We start from the raw sequence: 22,864 nt of genomic DNA on the forward strand, positions 1-22,864 counted from the left end.
CCCGCACAACGGCCCGGCCGAACACACTCAGGAGCGTTCGACCGGGCCGGATGCGGCTATCCCTGTGCGGACAACTTGCGGTACTCGAGCACATTGTCGATCAGACCGTACTCGACCGCTTCGGCTGCCGTGAGGATCTTGTCCCGATCGGTGTCCTTGCGGATCTGCTCGGGATCCTTGCCGGTGTGCTTCGCCAGCGTCGTCTCCATGAGACGGCGCATGCGCTCGATCTCCGCGGCCTGGATCTCGAGGTCGGAGACCTGGCCCTGAATGCCGCCGGTGGCGGGCTGATGGATGAGGACGCGGGCGTTCGGCAGCGCGAGCCGCTTACCCGGGGTACCGGCCGCGAGCAGCACGGCTGCGGCGGATGCCGCCTGGCCGAGGCACACGGTGGTGATGTCGGCACGCACGTACTGCATGGTGTCGTAGATCGCCATCAGCGACGTGAACGAACCACCCGGCGAGTTGATGTACATGGTGATGTCGCGGTCGGGATCGAGCGACTCGAGCACGAGCAGCTGCGCCATGACATCGTTCGCGGACGCGTCGTCGACCTGGACACCCAGGAAGATGATGCGTTCCTCGAAGAGCTTGTTGTACGGGTTGGATTCCTTGACGCCGTAGCTCGAGTGCTCGATGAACGACGGGAGGATGTAACGGCTCGCCGGTGAATTCGGGGCCTGGCCGCCGAGCTGGCGCGGATCGAACATGTTGGTCATCGCTTCTCCAAGAATGTGTGGGACGTGGAGCGGGTCGGGGGCCTCGGGACTAGTTCGACGTGCCACCGGCCTGCTGGGCGCGGGCCACAACGTGGTCGACGAAGCCGTATTCGAGTGCCTGATTCGCCGTGAACCAGCGGTCGCGGTCCGAGTCGATGGTGATCTGCTCGACGGATTGTCCGGTGTGCTCGGCGATCAGCTCTGCCATCTCACGCTTGGTGTGCGCGAACTGCTCGGCCATGATGGCGATATCACTTGCAGTACCGCCGATCCCTGCAGACGGCTGGTGCATCATGATCCGCGCGTGCGGCAGGGCGAAGCGCTTACCCTTTGTGCCGGCCGATAGGAGGAACTGCCCCATCGACGCAGCCAGGCCCATCGCGAACGTGGCCACATCGCACTCCGCGTATTTCATCGTGTCGTAGATCGCCATACCCGCGGTGACCGAGCCACCCGGCGAGTTGATGTACAGCGAGATGTCGCGCGTGGGGTCCTCCGCCGACAGCAACAGGATCTGCGCGCAGAGCTTGTTGGCGATGTCGTCGTCGACCTGTGTGCCGAGGAAGATGATGCGCTCGCGGAGCAGGCGTTCGTACACCGAGTCGCTGAGGTTCAGCCCAGAGGTGGCCGAGGTCATCGTCGGACCGATGGATGTCGCCGGATTCTGAGGAGTCACGGGTACCTGCCTTCTCGTCAATCGTGGATTGCTGTCATTGACACTAACGAAACAGGGCGGCACCGGATGCCCGGTGCCGCCCATCTTCGCTCAAAGCGGAAAAGATCCGATTACTCGGATGCCTTCTCCTCGGTCGCCTCGGCGTCCTCGGCAGCCTCATCCGAGTCGGACTTCGCGCCGCCGAAAAGCTCGGAGGTGTCGACCTTCGCACCGGTGGTGTCGGTGACGTCGACGCGGTCGACGACCGAGCCGAGGGCCTTACCGCGGCGGACGTCGGCGAAGATCGCACCGAGCTGGTTGGCCTGGCTGATCTGCTGGATGAACTGCTCCGGCGGGATGCCGTAGCGCTGCGCCTGGAAGAAGATGCGCTCGGTCAGCTCTTCCTGCTCGACCGTGGTCTTCTCCGACTCGGCGATCGCGTCGAGGAGCAGCTGGGTCTTGACCGACCGCTCGGCCGACTCGCGGGCTTCGTTGTCGAACTCCTCGCGACTCGAACCCTGAGCCTCGAGAAGCTTGTCGAGCTCGGCTTCGTCGTGGTCGAGCTCGTGGATCGCATCGTGCAGTGCGCTGTCGACCTCGGCCTGAACGACGGCCTCGGGCAGCGGAACCTCGACCTTGTCGAGGAGCTCGTCGAGCACCTTGTCGCGGATCTGGCCGGCCTGCTCGACCTGCTTGACGCGGCCGACACGCTCACGCAGGTCTGCCTTCAGCTCGTCGAGGGTGTCGAACTCGCTGGCGAGCTGCGCGAACTCGTCGTCCTCAGCGGGCAGTTCACGCTCCTTGACCGTATTCACCTTGACGGTGACGACGGCTTCCTTGCCCGCGAACTCACCGGCGACGAGTGTGGAGGTGAACTCCTTCGACCCGCCGGCCTCGAGACCGATGACGGCCTCGTCGAGACCCTCGATGAGCTGGCCGGAGCCGACCTCGTGGGACAGACCCTCGGTGGCAGCCTCGGTGACTTCTTCACCGTCGACCGTGGCCGACAGGTCGATCGACACGAAGTCGCCGTCCTGTACGGCGCGCTCGACACCCGTGAGGGTGCCGAAACGCTGACGCAGCGACAGCAGCTGCTCTTCGATGTCCTCGTCGGAGATCTCGACGGGATCGACGGTGACCGCGATCTCGGAGAAGTCGGGCAGAGTGACCTCGGGGCGCACGTCGACCTCGGCCGCGAAGACCAGTTCGACGTTGTCCTCGAGCTTCGTGATGTCGATCTCCGGCTGGCCGATGGCCTTGACCTCGTTCGCGGTCACAGCCTCGGAGTAGCGCGACTGGATCGCGTCGTTGACGACCTGCTCGAGCACCGCACCGCGACCGACGCGAGCCTCGAGGATCTTGCGCGGGGCCTTGCCGGGACGGAATCCGGGGATCCGCACCTGGCCGGCGAGGGACTGGAAGGCGCGGTCGAAATCAGGCTGGAGCTCCTCGAAGGGCACCTCAACATTGATACGGACTCGCGTCGGGCTCAGCTGCTCGACGGTGCTCTTCACGGACATGACTCCTTTTGTCGTGCTCTTGTCGGTCGTTCGTTCTCACTACTGAGCGCCCTGACGCTGTTCGATCTGGTCGGGATGACAGGATTCGAACCTGCGACCCTCCGCTCCCAAAGCGGATGCGCTACCAAGCTGCGCCACATCCCGTCGTACTGCTGACGTCGTACTGCTCCCGCCGCGGTGCCGGGGGCCGGTGTGAATCCTACGGCCCCCCGATTATGAATTCCAAAGCCGGGTTCGGTACAGTCTCATCCTGCAAGCGGCGAACGCCGGAGAACACCGGAAAACCACCCGGTGAGCACCGACAAAGCCGCAGGCGCGGGGATGTAGCTCAATGGTAGAGCCCCAGTCTTCCAAACTGGCTACGCGGGTTCGATTCCCGTCATCCCCTCCACCGAACCGCCCGCGATCTCATCGAGATCGCGGGCGGTTCGCGTTTCTGCAGCGACCGGATCACCGTTTCGACTCGATCCCCGGGTACCGACTCGAATCCGAGACCGAACACCCGTCGGCTGTGAGAGCGTCGCCAGTGTGAGCGAGACACCCGACCGCGCGTCGATGAGGTCCGGCGAGGCGGCAGCAGGGTCTGCCGCCCCGCGGTCATCCGTCGTCGCAGCAGTGCTCCTCGACGCCGTTCCGGAATGGGATCGAGTCACGGCGATGCTCGCGCCCGGAAATCTGGAAGCCGCAGCGTTCCGGCACCGGGTGGTGGAAGTCCCCATCGGACTCGATGTCACCCGACGCAACAGCGACCACGACGACACTCCGTGGCATCTCGACCGGGTATCACTGACCGGCACGGCCGGATTCCCGGACGTGCTGTCGCTGACTCCCGCTGTTCCCGAGACCGTGGACCCCTGTCGTCCGAGCTGGGGTCTCACGCTCGTGGACGGGCTCACCGGTGGCCAGGCGGCGCTGTTGATCAGCATCGTCCGCCCCGAACGAAACGGGCACCGTGCACCTGCGCAGCACAACGGCGAACAGCACGGGTCGGTATGGGCGTGGCTGCGCACCCTGTCGGAGCACACCGCGGAGGCGCTCCGCTCGTCGACCGAACTCGTCGTGGACACCACCACCGATCTGGTGAAGGCGATCGTCGCTCCGGCATCACAACCTCTTCCACACCGCGCGATCCCGGCGGATGGGCCGCACCGCCTCCATACCCTCGATATTCCCTGCCGCGAGATGCGCGACGCAGTGGATCGCGCCGGCTGCGGACTCGAAAGCGGCGTCGCGGCGGCGGTGCTCCTCGGATATGCCGCGTACCGGCACACCCACGGCTCCCCCGCGGACGATCTGTTCGCCGCGATCCCGGGTACCGGATCCGAAGAGCCCGCGCAGGTCCCGCTCGGCGGCACCGAGATCGACGACGGGCCGGTCGCCCTGATGCAGCGCATCGACAGTGTGACCGCTGAGATGCCCGACGATCCGAGCGTGCTTCCGTCAACTCGGATGTTCGGTCACGACGACGTACTGACCTGCACGGTCCCGGGTTCGGCAACACCCTTGTTCGTAGCGGGAGCGGGTATCGCACGCTACTACGGTTTCGGCCGCACCCTGGGGTCCGCACTCAACGCGACACTGATGTCCTACCTCGACACGTGTTGCGTCGGGCTCACCGTCGACCCTGCGGCGGTGCCCGACCGGCAGGCGTTCGACGCCTGCCTGCGGACGGGTCTGCGGACCGTCCTCTCCAGCTGACCCGATCGGTACGCTGGAATCCATACCGGACGACCTCGTCGGAGGGATTCACCGTGGAACTTCTTCTCATCCTCGTGGCGGTGGGCGTCGTCGTGTTCTTCGTGGCGCGCTCGCAGAAGACCACGACGCGACACGCTGCCGGAAATCTCGACGACGCCAAAGCCGACGCCCGTCAGGCCATCGAACGGCTCGGCGGCCAGATCTACAACCTCACCGGCACCGACGACGCGTCCCGTCAGGCGCTGGCCGACGCCGCCGAACGATTCACCGCGGCCGGTTCGCAGATCGACCAGGCGCAGTCCCCCGCCCAGGCACGACTCGCGAAGCAGACCGCGCTCGAAGGGCTGTATTACATCCGCGCTGCCCGCACCGCGATGGGCATGGATCCCGGACCGGAGATCCCCACTCTCGACGGTCAGAAATCGGCGGGATCCGTCACCGAAGACCGTCAGGTCGAGTTCGAGGGCCGGCAGGTCGCCGCATCCCCGTCGCCGTCGGCACGGACACCGAACTACTACCCGGGCGGCCGTGTCGCGGGCCGGCCGGTGCCGGCCGGCTGGTACTCGGAACCGTGGTGGAAGCCCGCCCTCGTCGCGGGCGCGTGGGGTGTGGGCTCGATGTTCCTGTTCTCGTCGCTGTTCGCGGGTATGGCGGGAGTGCCGTACGACGCGCAGGAGTTCGAGAGCGGCGCGGCGGACGGCTCGGACGCCGCCTCGGGCGACGACTTCGGTGGCGACGACAGCAGTGGTTCCGACGGCGGTGGCGACAACTTCGGCGGCGGCGACAGCGGCGGCGACTCGTTCGGCGGCGACAGCGGGCTCGGCGACTTCGGGTTCGACGGATTCTGAGCTGCCGGGCGCAGGTTCACTTCGGTTGACAGACCGGGCACCAGAACAGGTTCCGCGCGCCCATCACCTTGTGGAGCACCGGCGTGCCGCAGACCCGGCACGGATCTCCGACCCGCCGGTAGACGTAGGTTCGGGGGCGATCCTTCGCATATGCGGGTGCACCGTGATCGTGTTCGGGACGCACGACATGCATGCGACCCCGCGCCATCCCGACCTGCATCAACTCGACCAGATCGGCCCAGATCGCATCGAATTCGGTGCGTGAGAGGTTCTTGCCGGGTCGCTCAGGATGGATGCCGTGCCGGAACAGCACTTCGGCGCGGTACACATTGCCGACGCCCGCAATCACCGATTGGTCCATGAGCAGACCACCTATCGGGCTACGGGAGCGACTGATCCTCGCCCATGCCTGCTCCGGATCGGCGTCGGCTCGCAACGGGTCGGGGCCGAGACGCGCTTCGATAGCGTCGACCTCCCCCTCGGTGAGGACCTCACATGCGGCCGGTCCGCGCAGGTCACTGCCGTGCCCGGAGCCGATCATCCGCATGCGGACCTGACCCACCGGATCCCCGAGTGGGAGTTCGGAATCGGTGAAGGCCCCGTAGATGCCGAGGTGCACGTGCACGGTCAGTGCGCCTTCGTAGTGGTGGAACAGGTGCTTGCCCCACGCGTCGGCGTGCGTGAGGACCCGTCCGTTCACCGTCGCCGCACCGTCGGCGAAACGCCCCTGGGGGCTGGACACCCGCACCGGTGCACCCGCGTACCGATCATGGTGCAACCGAGCGAGCCGGTGCAGGATGTGTCCTTCGGGCACCGGTCAGTTCGCGCCCGGTACCGCGGGTGCGTCACCGGACTTCTCGTACTCGGCGAGGATGTCGATGCGACGCTGGTGCCGATCCTCGTTCGACCACTCGGTCGCGAGGAAGGCGTCGACGATCGCGAGCGTCTCTTCGAGGGAATGCATCCGGCCGCCGATACCGATCAGCTGGGCGTTGTTGTGCTCGCGGGCAAGCTTCGCGGTCTCGACGCTCCACGCCAGCGCGCAGCGCGCACCGGGGACCTTGTTCGCGGCGATCTGCTCGCCGTTACCGCTGCCGCCGAGGACGAGCCCGAGGCTCCCCGGATCGGCAACCGTGCGACGGGCGGCCTCGATGCAGAACGCCGGGTAGTCGTCGAGTGCGTCGTATTCGAAGGCACCGCAATCGACGGCTTCGTGGCCGTTGGCCGTCAGGTGCTCGATGATTTGATTCTTACGTTCGAAACCGGCGTGGTCGGCTCCCAGGTAAACGCGCATGTGCCGAGTCTAGACAGGCACCGCCGCGAGCAGGGAACCACTCCGCCCACCCGTGGTGAGGGTTCCCTCACCTAACCCGATACATTGAGCGAATGTTCACATCACAAGGTCGATCGACGCGCGTCATCCTGGGCGCTGCCGCTGCCGCAACAGCGCTCCTCCTGTCGGCCTGCGGGTCGACTTCGTCCGACGAGGCCGCCGCCTCCGACGAGTCCTACACCGTCCAGCACGCGATGGGTGAGACGACGATCGAGGGCACTCCCGAACGCATCGTCGTCATCGACTCCCCGCACCTCGATGCCCTCGTCGCGCTCGGCATCACGCCGGTCGGCGCCACCGAATCCGGTGCGGCGACCGGTGTCCCCGCGTACCTCGCCGACGACCTCGAGGGCACCGAGATCGTAGGGCCCACGATGGAGCCCGACCTCGAGGCCATCGCAAGCCTGAACCCCGACCTCATCATCGGTGCACAGGTGCGACACGAAGCGCTCTACGAGCAGCTCTCGGCAATCGCGCCGACGGTGTTCTCCGTGAACTCTGGCACCGACTGGGAGGAGCAGGCCCGCATCACGGCTGCCGCGGTCGGCGAGACCGACGAGATGGAAACCCTCCTCACCGGCGTCGAGGAACGCGCCGCACAGATCGGTAAGGACATCGGCGCCGAAGGGCAGACCGCATCGATGGTGCGGTTCCGCCCGGACAATTTCCGTCTGTACGGTCCTGACACCTTCTCGGGCTCGATCCTCACGCAGGTCGGCTACGACCTCGGTGCGGATCGCGCCTGGAACGAGTACTCGATGCTCGAGCTCAGTCCCGAGAACTACACCGAGATCGACGGCGACGTCGTGTTCTTCACCAACCCGGGAGGGGATCCGGCCGCGACCACCATGGCTGCGGTGACAGGTCTGTGGGGCGCACAACCCGGCGTCGCCGCAGGAAACGTCCACGAGTTCGAGGACGAGACCTGGATGGTCGGCATCGGTGTGGTCGGTGCGAACACCATCCTCGACGACCTCGAGGCGACCCTCGGCTGACAGATCCCCTACGACACACAGTGTCCCTCCGGCTCTCACGAGCCGGAGGGACACTTTTCTCTCGGTCGATCGTCAGTCGAACGACGGGTCCTCGTCGCGGCTGCGCTTGAGCTCGAAGAAGTGCGGGTAGGACGCGAGTGCGACGACGCCGTCCCAGACCTTGCCTGCCTCTTCTCCGCGCGGGATCTTCGACAGCACCGGACCGAAGAACGCGACACCGTTGACGTGGATCGTGGGGGTTCCCACGTCCGGGCCTACGGCGTCCATCCCGGCCGCATGGCTTTCGCGCAGCGCCTCGTCGTAGTCCTCGCTTTCGGCGGCCTCTGCGAGAACAGGGTCGAGGTCGAGCTCGGCGAGAGCACCGGCGATGACGTCGGCGAGGTCCTTGTTGCCCTCGTTGTGGATGCGAGTGCCCATCGCGGTGTACAGGCTCTCGAGGATCTCGTCGCCGTACTTCTGCGACGCAGCGATCGCCACGCGCACCGGGCCCCAGGCGGTCTTCATCATCTCGGCATACTCGTCGGGCAGGTCGCGACCCTCGTTGAGCACGGCGAGACTCATGACGTGGAAGCGTGCCTCGATATCGCGCACCTGGGCGACCTCGAGGATCCACCGCGAGGTGATCCAGCACCACGGGCACAGCGGGTCGAACCAGAAGTCTGCGGTGTCCTTGCCTGACGCGGTACCGGTGTTCGAGTCGCTCAAGATGATCTCCTCACAAGTGTCGGGTTACAGGGAGTGCAACACCGCACCGCGGGGCATTCTTCCCGATCTTCGTCGCGGCAGCGCGCGATCCCCGTACCGTCGGACTCGAGGACCCGGACGTACACGCGTCGAGCACGCACAAACGAACGAGAGGTCATTCGATGGCGGGTGAGAAGACGTTCGTGATCGTCGGAGCCGGACTCGCCGGCGCCAAGGTGGCGGAGGAATTACGAGCACGCGATTTCCCGGGCCACGTCGTATTGATCGGCACCGAGGAACATCTGCCGTACGAGCGACCGCCGCTGTCGAAGGAGTACTTCGCCGGCGACAAGAGACTTCTCGACTTCACCGTGCAGCGCGGCGACTGGTACCGAGACCATCGTGTCGACCTTCGCCTCGGCACGACGGTCACCGCGATCGACCCGGTCGCGCACACCGTCACATTGCCGGACGGCTCGACCGTGCACTACGACAAGCTGGCACTCGCGACCGGATCGCGCTCCCGGCGTCTGCCGCTCCCCGGGGTCGATGCGTCGGGCGTCCACGTGTTGCGCACGGTCTCCGAGGCCGACGACCTGCTCGCTGCGATCCGACGGGACGACGGCACCCCCGCGCGCCTCGCGATCATCGGCGCGGGATGGATCGGACTCGAGATCGCGGCGGGCGCACGGGGGCACGGCGCCGACGTGACGGTGATCGAATCCGCGGAGGTCCCCCTGTCCGGGTCGCTGGGCCCACAGATCGGCGCGGTGTTCGCCGACCTGCACCGGACACACGGCGTGGACCTACGGCTCGGCGCTTCCGTGCGTGGGATCGCCGTCGACGGCGGCCACGCCGCAGGCGTCGTCCTCGCCGATGGCACCACAGTTCCCGCCGATGCGGTGCTCGTTGCAGTAGGGGCGGCACCGAACGTCGAACTCGCCCAGGACGCGGGTCTCGACGTCGACGGCGGGGTTCTCGTCGACGCGTCGCTGGCCACGAGTGACCCCGACATCGTCGCTGTCGGCGATATTGCGGCGGCCCTGCACCCCGCACTCAGGGGTCGCGTGAGGGTCGAGCACTGGGCCAACGCACTCAACCAGCCTGCCGTTGCCGCGGCGACGATGCTCGGCATCGACGCGTCCTACGACCGCCTCCCCTACTTCTTCACCGACCAGTACGACCTCGGCATGGAGTACGTCGGGCTCGCCCCACCCGATTCACGGGTGGTCACCCGCGGCGATGTCGGGAAACGCGAGTTCCTCGCGTTCTGGCTCGACGGCGACAACAAGGTGCTGGCCGGGATGAACGTGAACATCTGGGACGCCGGCGACGACATCCGCGCGCTCATCTCGTCCGCCTCCCCCGTCGATCCTGCCCGCCTTGCCGACGCGGACGTGCCGTTGTCGGACGTCGCCACCTGAGCGGGGCCCGACCATGATGGGATGGGTCCGACCGACATCCCGTCGTGAGAAGGAGTTCTCCTGTGGCACCACCGAACCTGACCCGCGAGCAGGCCGCCGAGCGGGCAGCGGTCCTGCGCGTCGACAACTACACCGTCGTCCTCGACCTCACCGACGGGTCCGGAGCGCCGGGAGCCACCACGTTCCGTTCCGTCACCACCGTGACGTTCGATGCGACCGAGGGTGCGTCGACCTTCATCGATCTGATCGCGCAGACCGTGCATTCGGCCACGCTCAACGGCTCGCCGGTGGACGTGTCCGGATATACCGAGGACACCGGCATCGCACTGACCGGACTCGCCGCGCACAACGAACTCGTCGTCGACGCCGACTGCCTCTACACGAATACGGGCGAGGGCCTTCACCGGTTCGTCGATCCGACCGACGACGCGGTGTACCTGTACTCGCAGTTCGAGACGGCCGACGCCAAGCGGATGTTCGCGTGCTTCGACCAGCCCGATCTCAAGGCCACCTTCGATCTGTCGGTCACCGCCCCCACCGACTGGAAGGTGATCTCGAATTCCGAAACAGTGCAGACCACCGCTGCATCGCCCGGTCAGCACCTCTTCCGCACCACCCCACGGATGAGCACCTATCTCGTTGCGCTCATCGCGGGTCCGTACGCCGAGTGGACCGACAGCTACACCGACGAGCACGGGACGATCCCCCTCGGCCTCTACTGCCGCACGTCCCTCGCCGAGTTCATGGACGCCGAGCGTCTCTTCACGGAGACCAAGCAGGGCTTCGGCTTCTACCACGAGAACTTCGGTGTGCCGTATGCCTTCGGCAAGTACGACCAGCTGTTCGTGCCGGAGTTCAACGCGGGCGCGATGGAGAATGCCGGCGCGGTGACGTTCCTCGAGGACTACGTCTTCCGGTCCAAGGTCACCCGCTACTCCTACGAGCGGCGCGCCGAGACGATCCTGCACGAGATGGCGCACATGTGGTTCGGCGACCTCGTCACCATGCGCTGGTGGGACGATCTGTGGCTCAACGAGTCCTTCGCCACGTTCGCGTCCGTGCTCTCGCAGACCTCGGCCACCGAATACACCAACGCGTGGACGACGTTCGCGAACGTCGAGAAGTCGTGGGCGTACCGGCAGGATCAGCTGCCGTCCACGCATCCGATCGCCGCGGACATCCCCGACCTCGCCGCCGTCGAGGTCAACTTCGATGGCATCACCTACGCGAAGGGCGCCTCGGTGCTCAAGCAGCTCGTCGCCTACGTCGGGCAGGAGCCGTTCCTCGAAGGTCTGCGCGCATATTTCCGCGACCACGCCTTCGACAACGCGACCTTCGACGACCTGCTTGCCGCGCTCGAGAAGTCGTCGGGCCGCGACCTGTCGGGGTGGGGCGCCCAGTGGCTCAAGACGACGGGTCTGAACATCCTGCGGCCCGACTTCGAGGTCGATGCCGACGGCAAGTTCACGCGATTCGCAGTAGTGCAGGAAGGCGCGCAGCCCGGTGCAGGTGAGTTCCGCGTGCATCGCCTCGCGATCGGTGTCTACGACGACGACGGCTCGGGCAAACTCGTGCGCTCCCACCGCGTCGAGATCGATGTCGACGCTGCCGCGAGTACCGACGTCCCCGAACTCGTCGGTGTGGATCGCGGCAGGTTCGTGCTCGTCAACGACGACGATCTGACCTACTGCGCTGTCCGGCTCGACGACGAGTCGCTGAGCACGGTGATCGAACGGGTCGGAGACATTGCCGAGTCGCTGCCGCGCACGTTGGTGTGGTCGGCCGCGTGGGAGATGACCCGGCAGGCCGAGCTCAAGGCCCGCGATTTCGTGGCGCTGGTGCAGCGCGGTATCGCCGCGGAGACCGAAGTGGGAGTCGTGCAGCGTCTGCTGATGCAGGCGCACACAGCCGTCGGCAGCTACGCCGACCCCGCGTGGGCCGAGGCATCGGGCTGGAGCGACTACGCGAATCGGTTGCTCGAGCTGGCACGCGAGGCGGAGCCCGCGTCCGACCATCAGCTCGCTTTCGTCAACGCTCTGTCCACCGCCCGGCTCTCGCCGTGGCACACGGAGGTGTTCGAGGAGTTGCTCGGCGGCGATCCGGCGAAGGTCGGACTTCCCGGTCTGGTCGTGGACACCGATCTGCGGTGGCGTCTCGTGCAGGCGCTCGCAGCCGCTGGTGAGGTCGACGCCGAAGGCGTCGAGTCGCCGTTCATCGACGCGGAAGCCGAGCGTGACCCGACCGCGGCCGGTGCCCGGCAGGCAGCGGCGGCACGCGCGGCCCGGCCGCAGGAAGCAGTCAAGGCCCAGGTGTGGCAGACAGTGGTCGGCGACGACACCGTCCCGAACATCACTGCCCGTTCGGTCATCGGCGGGTTCGCACCCGTCGGCCAGTCGGAGCTGCTCGAGCCCTATGTGGCCCGGTACTTCGCAGAGGTGCCCGATGTGTGGGAGCGTCGGTCCAGTGAGGTCGCGCAGACCGTGGTCGTGGGCCTGTATCCGTCCTGGTCGATCACTGAGGCCTCGGTCGCGGCGGCCGACGAGTTCCTCGCCGGGGACCGCCCGCCGGCGCTGCGCCGGTTGATCACCGAGGGGCGCGCCGGGATCGTGCGATCACTGCGCGCTCAGGCGTTCGACGCGTCCTGACCGGCGGGCACCCCGGATACGCACTCGGCCCGATGTCACCGTCGGTCACTCGAAGTGACCGACGGTGACATCGGGCCGAGGCAGGCAACGGATACTGCCGATGTCCTGCGGTACTGCCGGGTCCTACGGGGCGATGATCGCGTTGGCGATCACGCGAATGGCACTGATGATGCCGTCGATGAGCTGTCCCTGGCCGAACGGTCCGACTGCCGCGGTCACGCCGAGCTGAGCGATCCGGTCGGTGACCTGGCCTGCGTCGCGTCCGCTGCGGACCTCGACGGCCTTCTGGTTCGGGTACACCGCAAGGAGCACCGAGTTCTCGGCCTCGGGCGTCGACGGGAAGACCGCGTCTGTGGCAGCAGCCGGGTCCGCGGCATCGGCGATGTACACGTTGAAGCGCACACCGGTGGCGCGGATCGCGGCCGTGAGCGTGTCGTCGAGGGCGATCATCTCGTCGTCCTCGAACGGCGGACCAGGGAACTCGATGCCGTCGGCGCGAGCCTCAGAGATCCGGCCGCTCGAGGTCAGTACCGCAGCGTGCGGCAGGGGCGCGTCGCTGCGCGCCGGGGCATGAATCACGTCACCACTTGCCACTTGCGGTACCTCCGATCAACTCAGCCGGTGCACCGGCTGCGTGCCCGTGATGTGCGTGGCGACCGTGCTCGGTCACCTCGTCGGTTGCGGTCCACAGCAGCGCACCGTGGTTCCACTCGTCGCCGAGCTTGTACGGGTGGTCGGATGCGGCCGGGCCGGGCTTACGGGGCGCGGTCCAGGAGATAGCCCCGAATACCAGAACGATCAGCAGCGGGATGCCGACGAATATCAGCGTTGTCTCGAGAATGCTCACAGGGAGAAGGTATCCCAGGTGGCTACCAAAGACCTCACATGCCCCGGATTTGGTCCCGACCCGAGTCCGATTGCCCGGCCTCGCCGGTCAGGCAGCACCCTCACCGAGGTACGGAAGCCAGGTCGGATGCAGGTCCTGCAGGGTGGCCAGCAGGCGCCAATGCCTGCCTTTCGGCGGAACCAGGGACGCGCGCAACGTCCACCCGAGTTCACTGAGTAGTTTGTCGGCCTTCTTGTGATTGCAGGGTGCACAGCATGCCACGCAGTTCTCCCACGCGTGCGCTCCGCCGCGACTGCGGGGAATGACGTGATCGATGGTCTCGGCCTTGGAGCCGCAGTACGCGCAACGGTTGCCGTCGCGATGCATGAGCGCGGCCCGGGTCATGGGCACTCGCGCGTGATAGGGAACCCGCACGTAGGTGCGCAACCGGATCACCGACGGCAACTGCACCGACCATTCGGCCGATCGAACCATCGGTGCGAGCGGGTCGTCGTGCACCGTGTCGGCCTTGCCGCCGGCCATGAGGACCACGGCACGTCGCGCGGGAAGTGCCGTGAGCGGCTCGTAGGTGGCGTTGAGCAGCAGCACCCGACGTTTCACCCAGTCGGGTAGACCGACGTCGTCGCGTACCACATGCAGGGTGGTGGCCCCCGGCGCCCCGATCGGGGCGTCCGCGGGCGGGAGTTGTCGATGTGCTGTGCTGGCGTGCTTCATACGACCTCCGGAAGACTGGAAACAGTGCACCATGGATATCTCGAAATCGCACCCGAAATCCGCGGACGAATCGAGGACCCCTCGGTGAACATCCTGTGTCGTGGGTACCGGCGAGTACGCGACCCCGTACGGGCGCGCTTGCGTCGGTGCGGGCACAATGGCCGTTGAGAGGGAGGTACGCAGAACACGATGACCGACCAGCAGACGTTCTACGACGAGATCGGCGGCGCCGAGACCTTCCACAAGATCGTCGCGCGCTTCTACGAAGAGGTGGCGAAGGACGAGGTCGTCCGCCCCCTCTATCCCGAGGAAGATCTCGGCCCGGCCGAGCGCCGCATGCGGATGTTCCTCGAGCAGTATTGGGGTGGTCCGCGCACCTATTCGGATGAGCGCGGTCACCCGCGACTGCGGATGCGTCATCATCCGTTCAAGATCGGTCCCCTCGAGCGCGACGCCTGGTTGCGATGCATGCACACTGCAATCGCGTCGATCGACGATCGGACCCTCGATGCCACGCACCGTCGTCAGCTCGTCGACTACATCGATATGGCGGCAGATTCGCTGATGAACTCGCCGGTGTGACGGTCGGGGCGGCGGCCCGAGCACTCGTCAGAGGACGCTCAGGCCGATACCCCCACTTTTCCGCAGGTAGACCGATCCGTAACGGGCATCGAGCCGGATCCAGGTGTTCGAGGCACGCACCCGCACCACTTCGTCGGCGGCGATCCCGTCGGCGACCATCGTGTCGCGGCCGGTGGTGGGCACGAACCCCATCGCCCCGAGCGCGAACACCATCCGCATGGGTACCCCGACGACGGTCTCGCTTCCGCTGACTTCGAGGACCTCCTGGGCCAGCAGCGACGCCGGCGGTCCCTGTGCTCCCGCGTCGCGGGTCAGCGCGACACCCTGCTGAGCGAGTTCGACGAGGACCCGGGCCGGGACATCGTCGACGTGTGTGAACCCCTCGTCCGGTGGTAATGCTCCCCGCCACGCCGAGTCCATCGCCCAGCCCGGATCGATCGCATTCGTAGTGCCCACCGACGCGGTGAGTGCGGACCGCAGTGAATCGGCGGCGACACTGAGGTCTGCAGGCTGGACTGTTCCTCGCACGATTCGGGTGGCGAGGACCTCGAATCCCGTCTGGATCCAGGCAGCGAGCACACCGTCGCCACGACGCCGCAGTCGCACGACCGCAGCCTCGTCGAGACGCAGCGCGCGGGTGAGGAATGCGGCCAGGTCGGCGCGGTCGCTCTCCCCGGCGAGAGCGACCGCCCGATCGCCGATTCCCTGCGTACCGTCAGGCACGCTTCCACCGCGACAAGTAGGCGCGTTCCTCGTCGGTGAGCCGGCGGAGTCGCTGCGTGTCGATGTCGAATGCGGCAATCTGGGTGGACGCAACGATCGAGGGCGCCGAGTCGGCGGGAGCACCGCCGGGCCGCACCTCGTAGCCGATCGTGAAGTCGACCGCGCGCACCTTCTCGGTCCACATCATGACGTCGAGGGGACCGTCGTCGTGTCGCAACTGTCCGCGATAGCGGACGTGGAGGTCGGCGATCACGGCGCCCTCGCGCAGACTCTGGGTGGGTCGCCCGTCGGCGAACAGCCACGGGATGCGGGCTTCTTCGAGCAGAGTCACCATCCGCGCGTGGTTGATGTGCTGGAAGACGTCCATGTCGGACCACCGCACCGTGACTTCCGTGTGGAATCCGAACTGCTCACCCGCATCGCTCACGCGTTTACCTCCGATCGGGTGCGCCGGTGCGCACCATGCTCCTGACCTGTCGTGCAGCCACCGACAAGGTGGCCAGGTCCAGACTCCCAGATGCGAAGATCTCGTCGAGTGCCGACCTTGCGCGGACGAGCCGCGAGCCGTTCGACATCTCCCAGTCCTCGATCATCTCCGGGCACGTCTCCCCCGGCTCTGCCCCGGCGAGCACATCGAGGACGAGTGACCGCAACGATCCGTAGAGTTCGTCGCGCAGGGCGAGGCGCGCAAGGGAGTGCCACCGGTCGCCGCGTTCGAGTTCGGTGACTGCGGACAGCAGCCGGTCGATGCCCAGGTGCGCGTCCATCGCGTAGTACAACTCCGCGACCTCGGTTTCCTCCCGTTCGACGATGTCCGCGATGTCGATGACGTCGAGAAGGGGGAACTGGTCGAGGAGCCGGTACACCATCGCGACCATGTCCGGAGGTGCCTCGTGCAACAGGATGTGCTGCGTCCGTTCCTCCAGGTCCTGTACGTGGTGACCGCGCATCCACTCGCCCACTTGCGGCGCGAGATTCGCGAACAGCTGTCGGTACCGGCTGATCTCGGCGCCGACGGCCAACGGTTGTGGGCGGTTCGACAGTAGCCAACGCGATGCCCGATCGAGTGCGCGGCGGGATTCGAGCAGCAGGTCGTCTGCGATGTCGGTGGCCAGATCGGCCGCCCTGATCCGATCCCAGATCCCCCGCAGACCGAATATTTCGGTGACGGCGGCGAAGGCGCGGACAGCATCGGTGCTCGACGCTCCTGTTTCCTCGCAGAGTCGGAAGACGAAGGTGACACCGCCGTTGTCGACGGTGTCGTTGGCCAGGATCGTCGCAACGATCTGGCGGCGGAGTGGGTGCGCTTTGATCCCTGCGCGGAACTTCGTGCGGAGTGCGCGCGGAAAGTAGTCGGGCAACCGCGTCGCGAAGGTGTCGCTGTCGGGCAGGTCGGTGTCGAGCAGGTCGTCGACGAGGGCAAGCTTCACGTGGGCGAGCAGTTGCGACAGTTCCGGCGAGCTCAATCCTTCTCCGTCTGTGCGACGCTGGTCCATCTCCGTGTCATCGGGGAGTGCATCGAGGACGCGGTCGATTCGGCGCTCCCTTTCGAGCGCTGCGATGAGCCGCTGGTGGACGCCGAGCAACGCGGGTGCGGATGCCCGTTCCAGGCCCAGGACACTGTTCTGGTCGATGTTGTCGGAGAGCACGAGTTCGGCCACATCGTCGGTCATCGAAGCGAGCAGTGGATTTCGGTCCTCGACGGGGAGGTCGCCGGAGGTGACCATCGAGTCGAGCAGGATCTTGATGTTGACCTCGTGGTCCGAGCAGTCGACGCCGGCGGAGTTGTCGATCGCATCGGTGTTGATCTTTCCGCCGTTGCGTGCGTATTCTATGCGGCCGAGTTGGGTGACACCGAGATTTCCGCCCTCTCCGACCACTCGGACACGCAGATCGGCGCCTTCGACGCGGACCGTGTCGTTGCTCTTGTCACCGACGTCCGCGTGCGATTCGGATCGCGCCTTGATGTAGGTGCCGATGCCTCCGTTCCACAACAGATCGACGGGCGCACGCAGGATCGCGCGGATCAGTTCGGGCGGGGTGAGTTCGGTGACGTGACCGGGCAGACCGAGCGCCGCGCGAGCCTGGTTGCTGATCGGGATCGATTTGCGGGTGCGTTCCCACACTCCACCTCCGGTACCGATCAGGGCAGGGTTGTAGTCCGCCCAGGACGAACGCGGTATCTCGAAGAGCCGGCTTCGTTCCGCGAACGAATCCGCCGCCTGCGGATTCGGGTCGAGGAAGATGTGGCGGTGGTCGAACGCGGCGACCAATCGGATGTGTTCGCTGAGGAGCATCCCGTTGCCGAACACGTCGCCGCTCATGTCGCCGACGCCCACCGCGGTGAAGTCCTGGCTCTGGGTGTCGACACCGAGTTCACGGAAGTGCCGTTTGACGCTCTCCCATGCGCCGCGGGCGGTGATCCCCATTTCCTTGTGGTCGTATCCGGCCGATCCTCCGGACGCGAATGCGTCGCCGAGCCAGTACTTGTACTCGGCGGCAACCGAATTGGCGAGGTCGGAGAAGGTGGCGGTGCCTTTGTCCGCGGCGACCACGAGATAGGTGTCGTCATCGTCGTGCCGTACCACTCGCCGCGGCGGGGTCGCTGTGCCACTCACCCGGTCGAGGTTGTCGGTGAGGCCGAGCAGGGCAGCGATGAATCGCCGGTAGCAGGTTTCCCCGGAAGCACGTACGGCCTGCCGGTCCGCGGCGGCGTCGCCGGTGGGTGCCGGTGGACGTTTGACGACGAACCCGCCTTTCGCGCCGACCGGGACGATCACCGCGTTCTTCACTGCCTGCGCTTTCACCAGGCCGAGGATCTCGGTGCGGAAATCCTCGTGGCGGTCGGACCAGCGCAGTCCGCCTCGCGCGACCGCTCCGAATCGCATGTGGACGCCTTCGATGTCCGGTGAATACACGAACACCTCGAATTTCGGTCGGGGTTCGGGCAGTTCCGAGATGCCGCTGGGATCGAACTTGAACGCCAGGGTCTGGCCGCGCGCCTCGTCATCCGTATCGGGCACGAAGAAGTTGGTTCGCAAGGTGGATCGGACCAATGACAGCACTGCCCGCAGGATGCGATCGGCGACGAGCGCAGTGACAGCGTCGATCTTCTCGAGCAGTTCATCGGTGATGCTCTGCTCGCGGACGTCGGATGCGCGGTGGGGATCGAACCGGGCGGCGAACAGTTCCACGAGCAACGCGGTCGTACCGGGCGCGCCCAACAGGACACGTTCGATGTTGTACTGGCTGTACGGAAATCCGGTCTGCCGAAGGAATTTCGCGTACGCGCGGAGCATTGTGGCCTGCCGCCAGGTGAGGCCGGCGCGGAGCACGAGTTCGTTGAAACGGTCCGTCTCGGCGTGTCCACGCCACACGGCGGCGAACATGTCGGTGATCCGGCCGGCGAGTGTGGGGTCGGTGTCGAACAGTCCGGGGTCGAGATCGTTCGGCAGGTGCAGGCCGAAGTCGTAGATCCAGCAGTCGACACCGTCGGATCTCGGCAACAGGTAGGGCCGCTCGTCGACGACTTCCACACCGAGGCTCTGCAGCACCGGGAGAACGCGGCCGAGCGTCACCGGTTCCGACCCGACGTAGAGGGTGAAGCGCCAACTCCGGTGATCTTCGGTGTCGGACCGATAGACGAGCGTGTCGAAATCGCCGGGTTCGAGTACTTCGAGACGCATCAGGTCGGCGAGAGCACGTTCGGAACTGAAGTCCTCCTTGTACGCCTCGGGGGCGGCGTCGACGTACCGCTGGACCAACGCCGGATCGACGCTCGGATGAGTTCCGGCCACCTCGGTGAGCCGATCCTCCCAGCTGCGGCTGGCCTCCGCGAGGAGCGCCTGGATTCGTTGCCTGTTGTTCTCGGAAGTGTCGACCCGGGGGCGTACGTGGTCGGGGAACCGGACGGTCACGTGCAGCAGCGCAAGGTCGCCCTCGGACACTCGTGCGGTGTAATCGAGAGTGCCACCGCCGAATTCGTGAAGCAGGATGTTCTGCATCCGGATGCGGACCTTCGTCGTGTACCGGTCACGGGGAAGGTACACCAGGCACGACACGTATCGTCCGTAGGTGTCGACCCGAACGAAGAGCCGGACCTGGCGGCGGATCTCGACCACGGACGTCACCGTCCTGTAGAGAGTCTCCTGGTCCATCGACAGCAGTTCCGCGCGCGGCAAGGTCTGCATGATCTCGAGCATCGATTGACCGCCGTACGACGACAGTTCGACACCGGCACGGGCGATCACTGCCCGGGCATTCCGACGCAGCAACGGGATGTCGAGGATGTTCTCGTGCATCGCAGTCACGGTGAGGACACCGAGGAAGCGGTGTTCACCGACGGTGCGGCCCTCTGCGTCGAGGATGCCCACGCCGACGAAGTACGGATACACCGAACGATGCACGGTCGCAGGCCGCGCGCCCTGAGTGAGCACGAGCAGGGGTCTGCGGTCCGGATACACCTCGTCGGGCAGGTCGATCGGATCTGCAGTCTCGGACACCGTACGCAGCACCCCGAGACCACTGTGCGGGACGGGACTGGACCTGCAGGCTCCGTCGCCGTCGGGCACGCCGAAGTCGTACCTTCGATATCCGAGCCCCGCATAGTTGCCGCGGGCGAGCCACCTCAGCAGCTCGGCGGTCTCGGCGAGATCGGTCGGCGCGTGGACGGAAGCCGGGTCGGCAGCGAGTGCCTCGAGTTCGTCGGCAAGCCGGTTCTGCAGGGTGTGCATGGCGTCGGTGTCGGCGACGACCTGCCGCACATCGTCGAGCACACCGTCGATTTCACATTCGATCCCGTCGAGGACGTCCGGCGGGGTGGTCGGGTGCAGCTGGATGTGTATCCACGATTCGGTGGGCTCGTCGCTCTGCAGTGCGCCATCCGGCGCCAGGTCGAGGAGCACGCCGTCCAGGTCGCGGTGGACCGCAAAGACCGGGTGGACCAGTGCGGCGACCGCCGCACCGAGACGCGAGAGCAACGCGGTGACGGACTCCACCAGCAGTGGCATGTCGTCGGTGACGATCTGGACGGCGGCACCGACCGCGTCGTCCGCCCGGTACACGCGCGTCGTGGCCGTGCCGGCGAGACGGTCGAGGCCGAGCGCGAGATGCGCGGCGGCAGCGACTTCGGGATCGCCTACCCCATCCGGAGACTGCAGATAAGCGCGCTCCAGGACTCGCACCGTAGACGAAAGATCGCGCGAAGCCGCAGATTCCGACATCAAACATCACTCCCCTCGCTTGCCGCCGAAACCGCGGACGCCGCGGACGGGCCCGTAGTCGAGCCTATCCGCGGCGTCCGATGTGGGGAGGCGAAAGCGTCAGCAGTCGCCGATCCGATCCAGCTGTCAGGTCGTCGCAGCGACCCGATGCCGGGTGAGTACCTCGCGTTCACCGTCGGTGATGGGGCGCGGACGCTCGGTCTGCATGTCGAACCCGACGAGGACCGCGTCGCCGCGCGCGCACACCGCATCGTGGCGGTCGAGCACCGTATGCCTGAGCGTGTAGGAGGTGTTCCCCACGTGCATCGCGGTGATCTCGACCGTGACCGGACCCGACTCGTACTTGATGGGAAGAAGGAACTCGACGTCCATCTTCCGCACCACGATCGCGAGGTGTCGCATCGCGTCGGCCTGCAGGAACTTGACCCGTGCCTCCTGCATGTACTCGACGATCTTGGAGTTGTTCACGTGGCCGAGCTGGTCCGAATCGCCCCAACGGACCTCGACCTGAGCCCGATAGGGCTCGACCGAGATCGCGGGAACTGCCTGATCAGTCACGCGTCAGCTTCCGGTGGGTGACCCGGTGCGGGCGAGCCGCATCGGCACCGAGACGCTCGATCTTGTTGGCTTCATATGCCTCGAAGTTGCCCTCGAACCAGAACCACTGGCCCTCTTCGACGTTGCCCTCCCACGCGAGGATATGGGTACACGTGCGGTCGAGGAACCAGCGATCGTGGGAGATCACGACGGCGCAACCCGGGAACTGCTGCAGCGCGTTCTCGAGCGAGCTCAAGGTTTCGACGTCGAGGTCGTTGGTCGGTTCGTCGAGCAGGATCAGGTTGCCGCCCTCTTTGAGCGTCAGCGCCAGATTCAGGCGGTTGCGCTCACCGCCGGAGAGCACGCCGGACTTCTTCTGCTGGTCCGGTCCCTTGAACCCGAACGCGCTGACGTACGCGCGGGACGGCATCTCGTTCTGCCCGACCTCGATGTAGTCCATGCCGCCGGAGACGACCTCCCACACGTTCTTCGTGGGATCGATGTTGGCGCGGTTCTGATCGACGTAGCTGAGCTTGACCGTGTCGCCGACCTTGACCGTGCCGCTGTCGGGCGCTTCGAGGCCGACGATGGTCTTGAACAGCGTGGTCTTACCGACACCGTTGGGGCCGATGACACCGACGATGCCGTTGCGGGGCAATGTGAACGACAGGTCCTTGATCAGGACGCGGCCGTCGAAGCCCTTGTCGAGGTGATCGACCTCGACGACGATGTTGCCGAGTCGTGGCGGCGTCGGGATCTGGATCTCTTCGAAGTCCAGCTTGCGGTGCTTCTCGGCTTCCGCTGCCATCTCCTCGTAGCGACCGAGACGCGCCTTGCTCTTCGTCTGGCGGGCCTTCGACCCGGAACGGACCCACTCGAGCTCCTCCTTGAGGCGCTTCTGCAGCTTCTGGTCCTTCTTACCCTGCACCTCGAGGCGCTCGGCCTTCTTCTCCAGGTAGGTGGAGTAGTTGCCCTCGTACGGGTGAAGCTTGCCGCGGTCGACCTCACAGATCCACTGCGCGACGTGATCGAGGAAGTACCGGTCGTGAGTCACGGCGAGAACTGCGCCGGGGTACGACGCGAGGAACTGCTCGAGCCACAACACCGACTCGGCGTCGAGGTGGTTGGTGGGCTCGTCGAGGAGCAACAGGTCGGGCTTGCTCAGCAGCAACTTGCACAACGCGACACGGCGACGCTCACCACCGGAAAGGTGGGTGACGGGCTCGTCCGGCGGCGGGCAACGCAGCGCATCCATTGCCTGGTCGAGCTGGGAGTCGACGTCCCACGCGTTGGCGTGGTCGAGCTCCTCCTGCAGCTTGCCCATCTCGTCCATGAGCTCATCCGAGTAGTCGGTGGCCATGAGTTCGGCGATCTCGTTGAACCGATCGAGCTTGACCTTGATCTCGCCGAGGCCTTCCTCGACGTTCTGCTTGACCGTCTTCTCTTCGTTGAGCGGGGGCTCCTGCAACAGGATCCCGACCGTCGCGTCCGGATCGAGGAAGGCCTCGCCGTTGCTGGGCTGGTCCAGGCCCGCCATGATCTTGAGGATCGACGACTTACCCGCGCCGTTGGGCCCGACGACACCGATCTTCGCGCCCGGGTAGAAGCTCATGGTGACGTCATCGAGAATTACTTTGTCACCGTGCGCCTTGCGCACCTTCTTCATCGTGTATATGAACTCCGCCATGGCGACCAGCGTATCCGTCCCACGCGTAGAT

20 protein-coding genes and 2 tRNA genes are annotated in these 22,864 nt (G+C 66.2%); 7 read left to right on the top strand and 15 right to left on the bottom strand.

Translation table 11 applies throughout. The features are described from left to right. Nucleotides 1-56: 56 nt before the first annotated feature. The 4 genes from ACZ46K_RS21925 to ACZ46K_RS21940 all read right to left on the bottom strand — a co-directional run bounded on the left by ACZ46K_RS21925 (nucleotide 57) and on the right by ACZ46K_RS21940 (nucleotide 3,038). A complete protein-coding gene (locus ACZ46K_RS21925) occupies nucleotides 57-719 on the bottom strand; it encodes an ATP-dependent Clp protease proteolytic subunit (RefSeq protein ID WP_054806000.1) in 663 nt (220 codons plus the stop codon). Between the two features lie 49 nt (nucleotides 720-768). Beyond that, the gene (locus tag ACZ46K_RS21930; protein WP_464744766.1) at nucleotides 769-1,395 is read right to left on the bottom strand and encodes an ATP-dependent Clp protease proteolytic subunit; all 627 of its coding nucleotides are present in this window, start codon (nucleotides 1,393-1,395) and stop codon (nucleotides 769-771) included. Between the two features lie 110 nt (nucleotides 1,396-1,505). After that, the gene (gene tig / locus ACZ46K_RS21935) at nucleotides 1,506-2,888 is read right to left on the bottom strand and encodes a trigger factor (RefSeq protein WP_464749436.1); all 1,383 of its coding nucleotides are present in this window, start codon (nucleotides 2,886-2,888) and stop codon (nucleotides 1,506-1,508) included. Nucleotides 2,889-2,961: 73 nt separating this feature from the next. Further along, nucleotides 2,962-3,038 (bottom strand) — tRNA-Pro (locus tag ACZ46K_RS21940). 173 nt (nucleotides 3,039-3,211) lie between these two features. Between ACZ46K_RS21940 and ACZ46K_RS21945 the strand changes: the two genes are divergently transcribed. The 3 genes from ACZ46K_RS21945 to ACZ46K_RS21955 all read left to right on the top strand — a co-directional run bounded on the left by ACZ46K_RS21945 (nucleotide 3,212) and on the right by ACZ46K_RS21955 (nucleotide 5,440). Further along, a tRNA-Gly gene (locus tag ACZ46K_RS21945) sits at nucleotides 3,212-3,285 on the top strand. Between the two features lie 137 nt (nucleotides 3,286-3,422). After that, a complete protein-coding gene (locus tag ACZ46K_RS21950) occupies nucleotides 3,423-4,592 on the top strand; it encodes a WS/DGAT domain-containing protein (RefSeq protein ID WP_464744768.1) in 1,170 nt (389 codons plus the stop codon). 53 nt (nucleotides 4,593-4,645) lie between these two features. Continuing rightward, nucleotides 4,646-5,440, top strand: coding sequence for a DUF1542 domain-containing protein (locus ACZ46K_RS21955; protein WP_464744769.1), 795 nt, complete (start codon nucleotides 4,646-4,648; stop codon nucleotides 5,438-5,440). A 16-nt stretch (nucleotides 5,441-5,456) separates the two neighbouring features. Here ACZ46K_RS21955 and ACZ46K_RS21960 read toward each other — a convergent pair whose 3' ends face one another. Next, a complete protein-coding gene (locus ACZ46K_RS21960) occupies nucleotides 5,457-6,254 on the bottom strand; it encodes an Fpg/Nei family DNA glycosylase (protein WP_464744771.1) in 798 nt (265 codons plus the stop codon). A 3-nt stretch (nucleotides 6,255-6,257) separates the two neighbouring features. Next, complete coding sequence (locus tag ACZ46K_RS21965) at nucleotides 6,258-6,734, bottom strand: ribose-5-phosphate isomerase (protein WP_054810780.1); 477 nt, start codon at nucleotides 6,732-6,734, stop codon at nucleotides 6,258-6,260. 92 nt (nucleotides 6,735-6,826) lie between these two features. Between ACZ46K_RS21965 and ACZ46K_RS21970 the strand changes: the two genes are divergently transcribed. Then, entirely contained in the window at nucleotides 6,827-7,768 is a 942-nt protein-coding gene (locus ACZ46K_RS21970; RefSeq protein ID WP_464744773.1) for an ABC transporter substrate-binding protein, read from the top strand. Nucleotides 7,769-7,840: 72 nt separating this feature from the next. Here the strand turns inward: ACZ46K_RS21970 and ACZ46K_RS21975 are convergent, their stop codons facing one another. After that, a complete protein-coding gene (locus tag ACZ46K_RS21975) occupies nucleotides 7,841-8,473 on the bottom strand; it encodes a mycothiol-dependent nitroreductase Rv2466c family protein (RefSeq protein ID WP_054807628.1) in 633 nt (210 codons plus the stop codon). A gap of 161 nt (nucleotides 8,474-8,634) precedes the next feature. Here ACZ46K_RS21975 and ACZ46K_RS21980 point away from each other — a divergent pair, with 161 nt between their 5' ends. Next, nucleotides 8,635-9,876: an NAD(P)/FAD-dependent oxidoreductase gene (locus tag ACZ46K_RS21980; RefSeq protein ID WP_464744775.1), complete on the top strand. Its 1,242-nt coding sequence runs from the start codon at nucleotides 8,635-8,637 to the stop codon at nucleotides 9,874-9,876. A 62-nt stretch (nucleotides 9,877-9,938) separates the two neighbouring features. Further along, a complete protein-coding gene (gene pepN, locus ACZ46K_RS21985) occupies nucleotides 9,939-12,521 on the top strand; it encodes an aminopeptidase N (protein WP_464744777.1) in 2,583 nt (860 codons plus the stop codon). A gap of 123 nt (nucleotides 12,522-12,644) precedes the next feature. Here pepN and ACZ46K_RS21990 read toward each other — a convergent pair whose 3' ends face one another. The 3 genes from ACZ46K_RS21990 to ACZ46K_RS22000 all read right to left on the bottom strand — a co-directional run bounded on the left by ACZ46K_RS21990 (nucleotide 12,645) and on the right by ACZ46K_RS22000 (nucleotide 14,082). After that, entirely contained in the window at nucleotides 12,645-13,115 is a 471-nt protein-coding gene (locus ACZ46K_RS21990; RefSeq protein ID WP_054807823.1) for a DUF5130 family protein, read from the bottom strand. Next, nucleotides 13,102-13,368, bottom strand: a complete 267-nt coding sequence (ctaJ, locus tag ACZ46K_RS21995; RefSeq protein ID WP_054807824.1) for an aa3-type cytochrome oxidase subunit CtaJ — start codon at nucleotides 13,366-13,368, stop codon at nucleotides 13,102-13,104. Before ctaJ ends, ACZ46K_RS21990 begins: the two co-directional genes overlap by 14 nt. Nucleotides 13,369-13,455: 87 nt before the next feature. Beyond that, on the bottom strand, nucleotides 13,456-14,082 hold the full coding sequence (locus ACZ46K_RS22000) for an HNH endonuclease (RefSeq protein WP_464744779.1): 627 nt from the start codon (nucleotides 14,080-14,082) through the stop codon (nucleotides 13,456-13,458). A 189-nt stretch (nucleotides 14,083-14,271) separates the two neighbouring features. Here ACZ46K_RS22000 and ACZ46K_RS22005 point away from each other — a divergent pair, with 189 nt between their 5' ends. Further along, nucleotides 14,272-14,664 (top strand): globin, encoded by a 393-nt coding sequence (locus ACZ46K_RS22005; RefSeq protein ID WP_054807825.1) that lies wholly within the window; start codon nucleotides 14,272-14,274, stop codon nucleotides 14,662-14,664. Nucleotides 14,665-14,691: 27 nt separating this feature from the next. Here the strand turns inward: ACZ46K_RS22005 and ACZ46K_RS22010 are convergent, their stop codons facing one another. The 5 genes from ACZ46K_RS22010 to ettA form a co-directional block, all read right to left on the bottom strand. Next, on the bottom strand, nucleotides 14,692-15,366 hold the full coding sequence (locus ACZ46K_RS22010) for a DUF8010 domain-containing protein (protein ID WP_464749437.1): 675 nt from the start codon (nucleotides 15,364-15,366) through the stop codon (nucleotides 14,692-14,694). A 13-nt stretch (nucleotides 15,367-15,379) separates the two neighbouring features. Further along, the gene (locus ACZ46K_RS22015; protein WP_054806224.1) at nucleotides 15,380-15,814 is read right to left on the bottom strand and encodes an acyl-CoA thioesterase; all 435 of its coding nucleotides are present in this window, start codon (nucleotides 15,812-15,814) and stop codon (nucleotides 15,380-15,382) included. Nucleotides 15,815-15,818: 4 nt separating this feature from the next. Beyond that, on the bottom strand, nucleotides 15,819-20,609 hold the full coding sequence (locus ACZ46K_RS22020) for an NAD-glutamate dehydrogenase (protein ID WP_464744781.1): 4,791 nt from the start codon (nucleotides 20,607-20,609) through the stop codon (nucleotides 15,819-15,821). A 126-nt stretch (nucleotides 20,610-20,735) separates the two neighbouring features. Then, a complete protein-coding gene (locus ACZ46K_RS22025) occupies nucleotides 20,736-21,167 on the bottom strand; it encodes an acyl-CoA thioesterase (protein WP_464744783.1) in 432 nt (143 codons plus the stop codon). Beyond that, the gene (gene ettA, locus ACZ46K_RS22030; RefSeq protein ID WP_464744785.1) at nucleotides 21,160-22,833 is read right to left on the bottom strand and encodes an energy-dependent translational throttle protein EttA; all 1,674 of its coding nucleotides are present in this window, start codon (nucleotides 22,831-22,833) and stop codon (nucleotides 21,160-21,162) included. Before ettA ends, ACZ46K_RS22025 begins: the two co-directional genes overlap by 8 nt. Nucleotides 22,834-22,864 lie beyond the last annotated feature (31 nt).

It is taken from the genome of Rhodococcus sp. JCM 9793 (assembly GCF_055380405.1).

Coding starts and splice junctions, on each gene's coding strand:
- ACZ46K_RS22005 (WP_054807825.1), top strand. CDS start 14,272: ATGACCGACCAGCAGACGTTCTACGACGAGATCGGCGGCGCCGAGACC.
- ACZ46K_RS21925 (WP_054806000.1), bottom strand. CDS start 719: ATGACCAACATGTTCGATCCGCGCCAGCTCGGCGGCCAGGCCCCGAAT.
- ACZ46K_RS21970 (WP_464744773.1), top strand. CDS start 6,827: ATGTTCACATCACAAGGTCGATCGACGCGCGTCATCCTGGGCGCTGCC.
- ACZ46K_RS21980 (WP_464744775.1), top strand. CDS start 8,635: ATGGCGGGTGAGAAGACGTTCGTGATCGTCGGAGCCGGACTCGCCGGC.
- ettA (WP_464744785.1), bottom strand. CDS start 22,833: ATGGCGGAGTTCATATACACGATGAAGAAGGTGCGCAAGGCGCACGGT.
- ACZ46K_RS21965 (WP_054810780.1), bottom strand. CDS start 6,734: ATGCGCGTTTACCTGGGAGCCGACCACGCCGGTTTCGAACGTAAGAAT.
- ACZ46K_RS22020 (WP_464744781.1), bottom strand. CDS start 20,609: ATGTCGGAATCTGCGGCTTCGCGCGATCTTTCGTCTACGGTGCGAGTC.
- ACZ46K_RS22000 (WP_464744779.1), bottom strand. CDS start 14,082: ATGAAGCACGCCAGCACAGCACATCGACAACTCCCGCCCGCGGACGCC.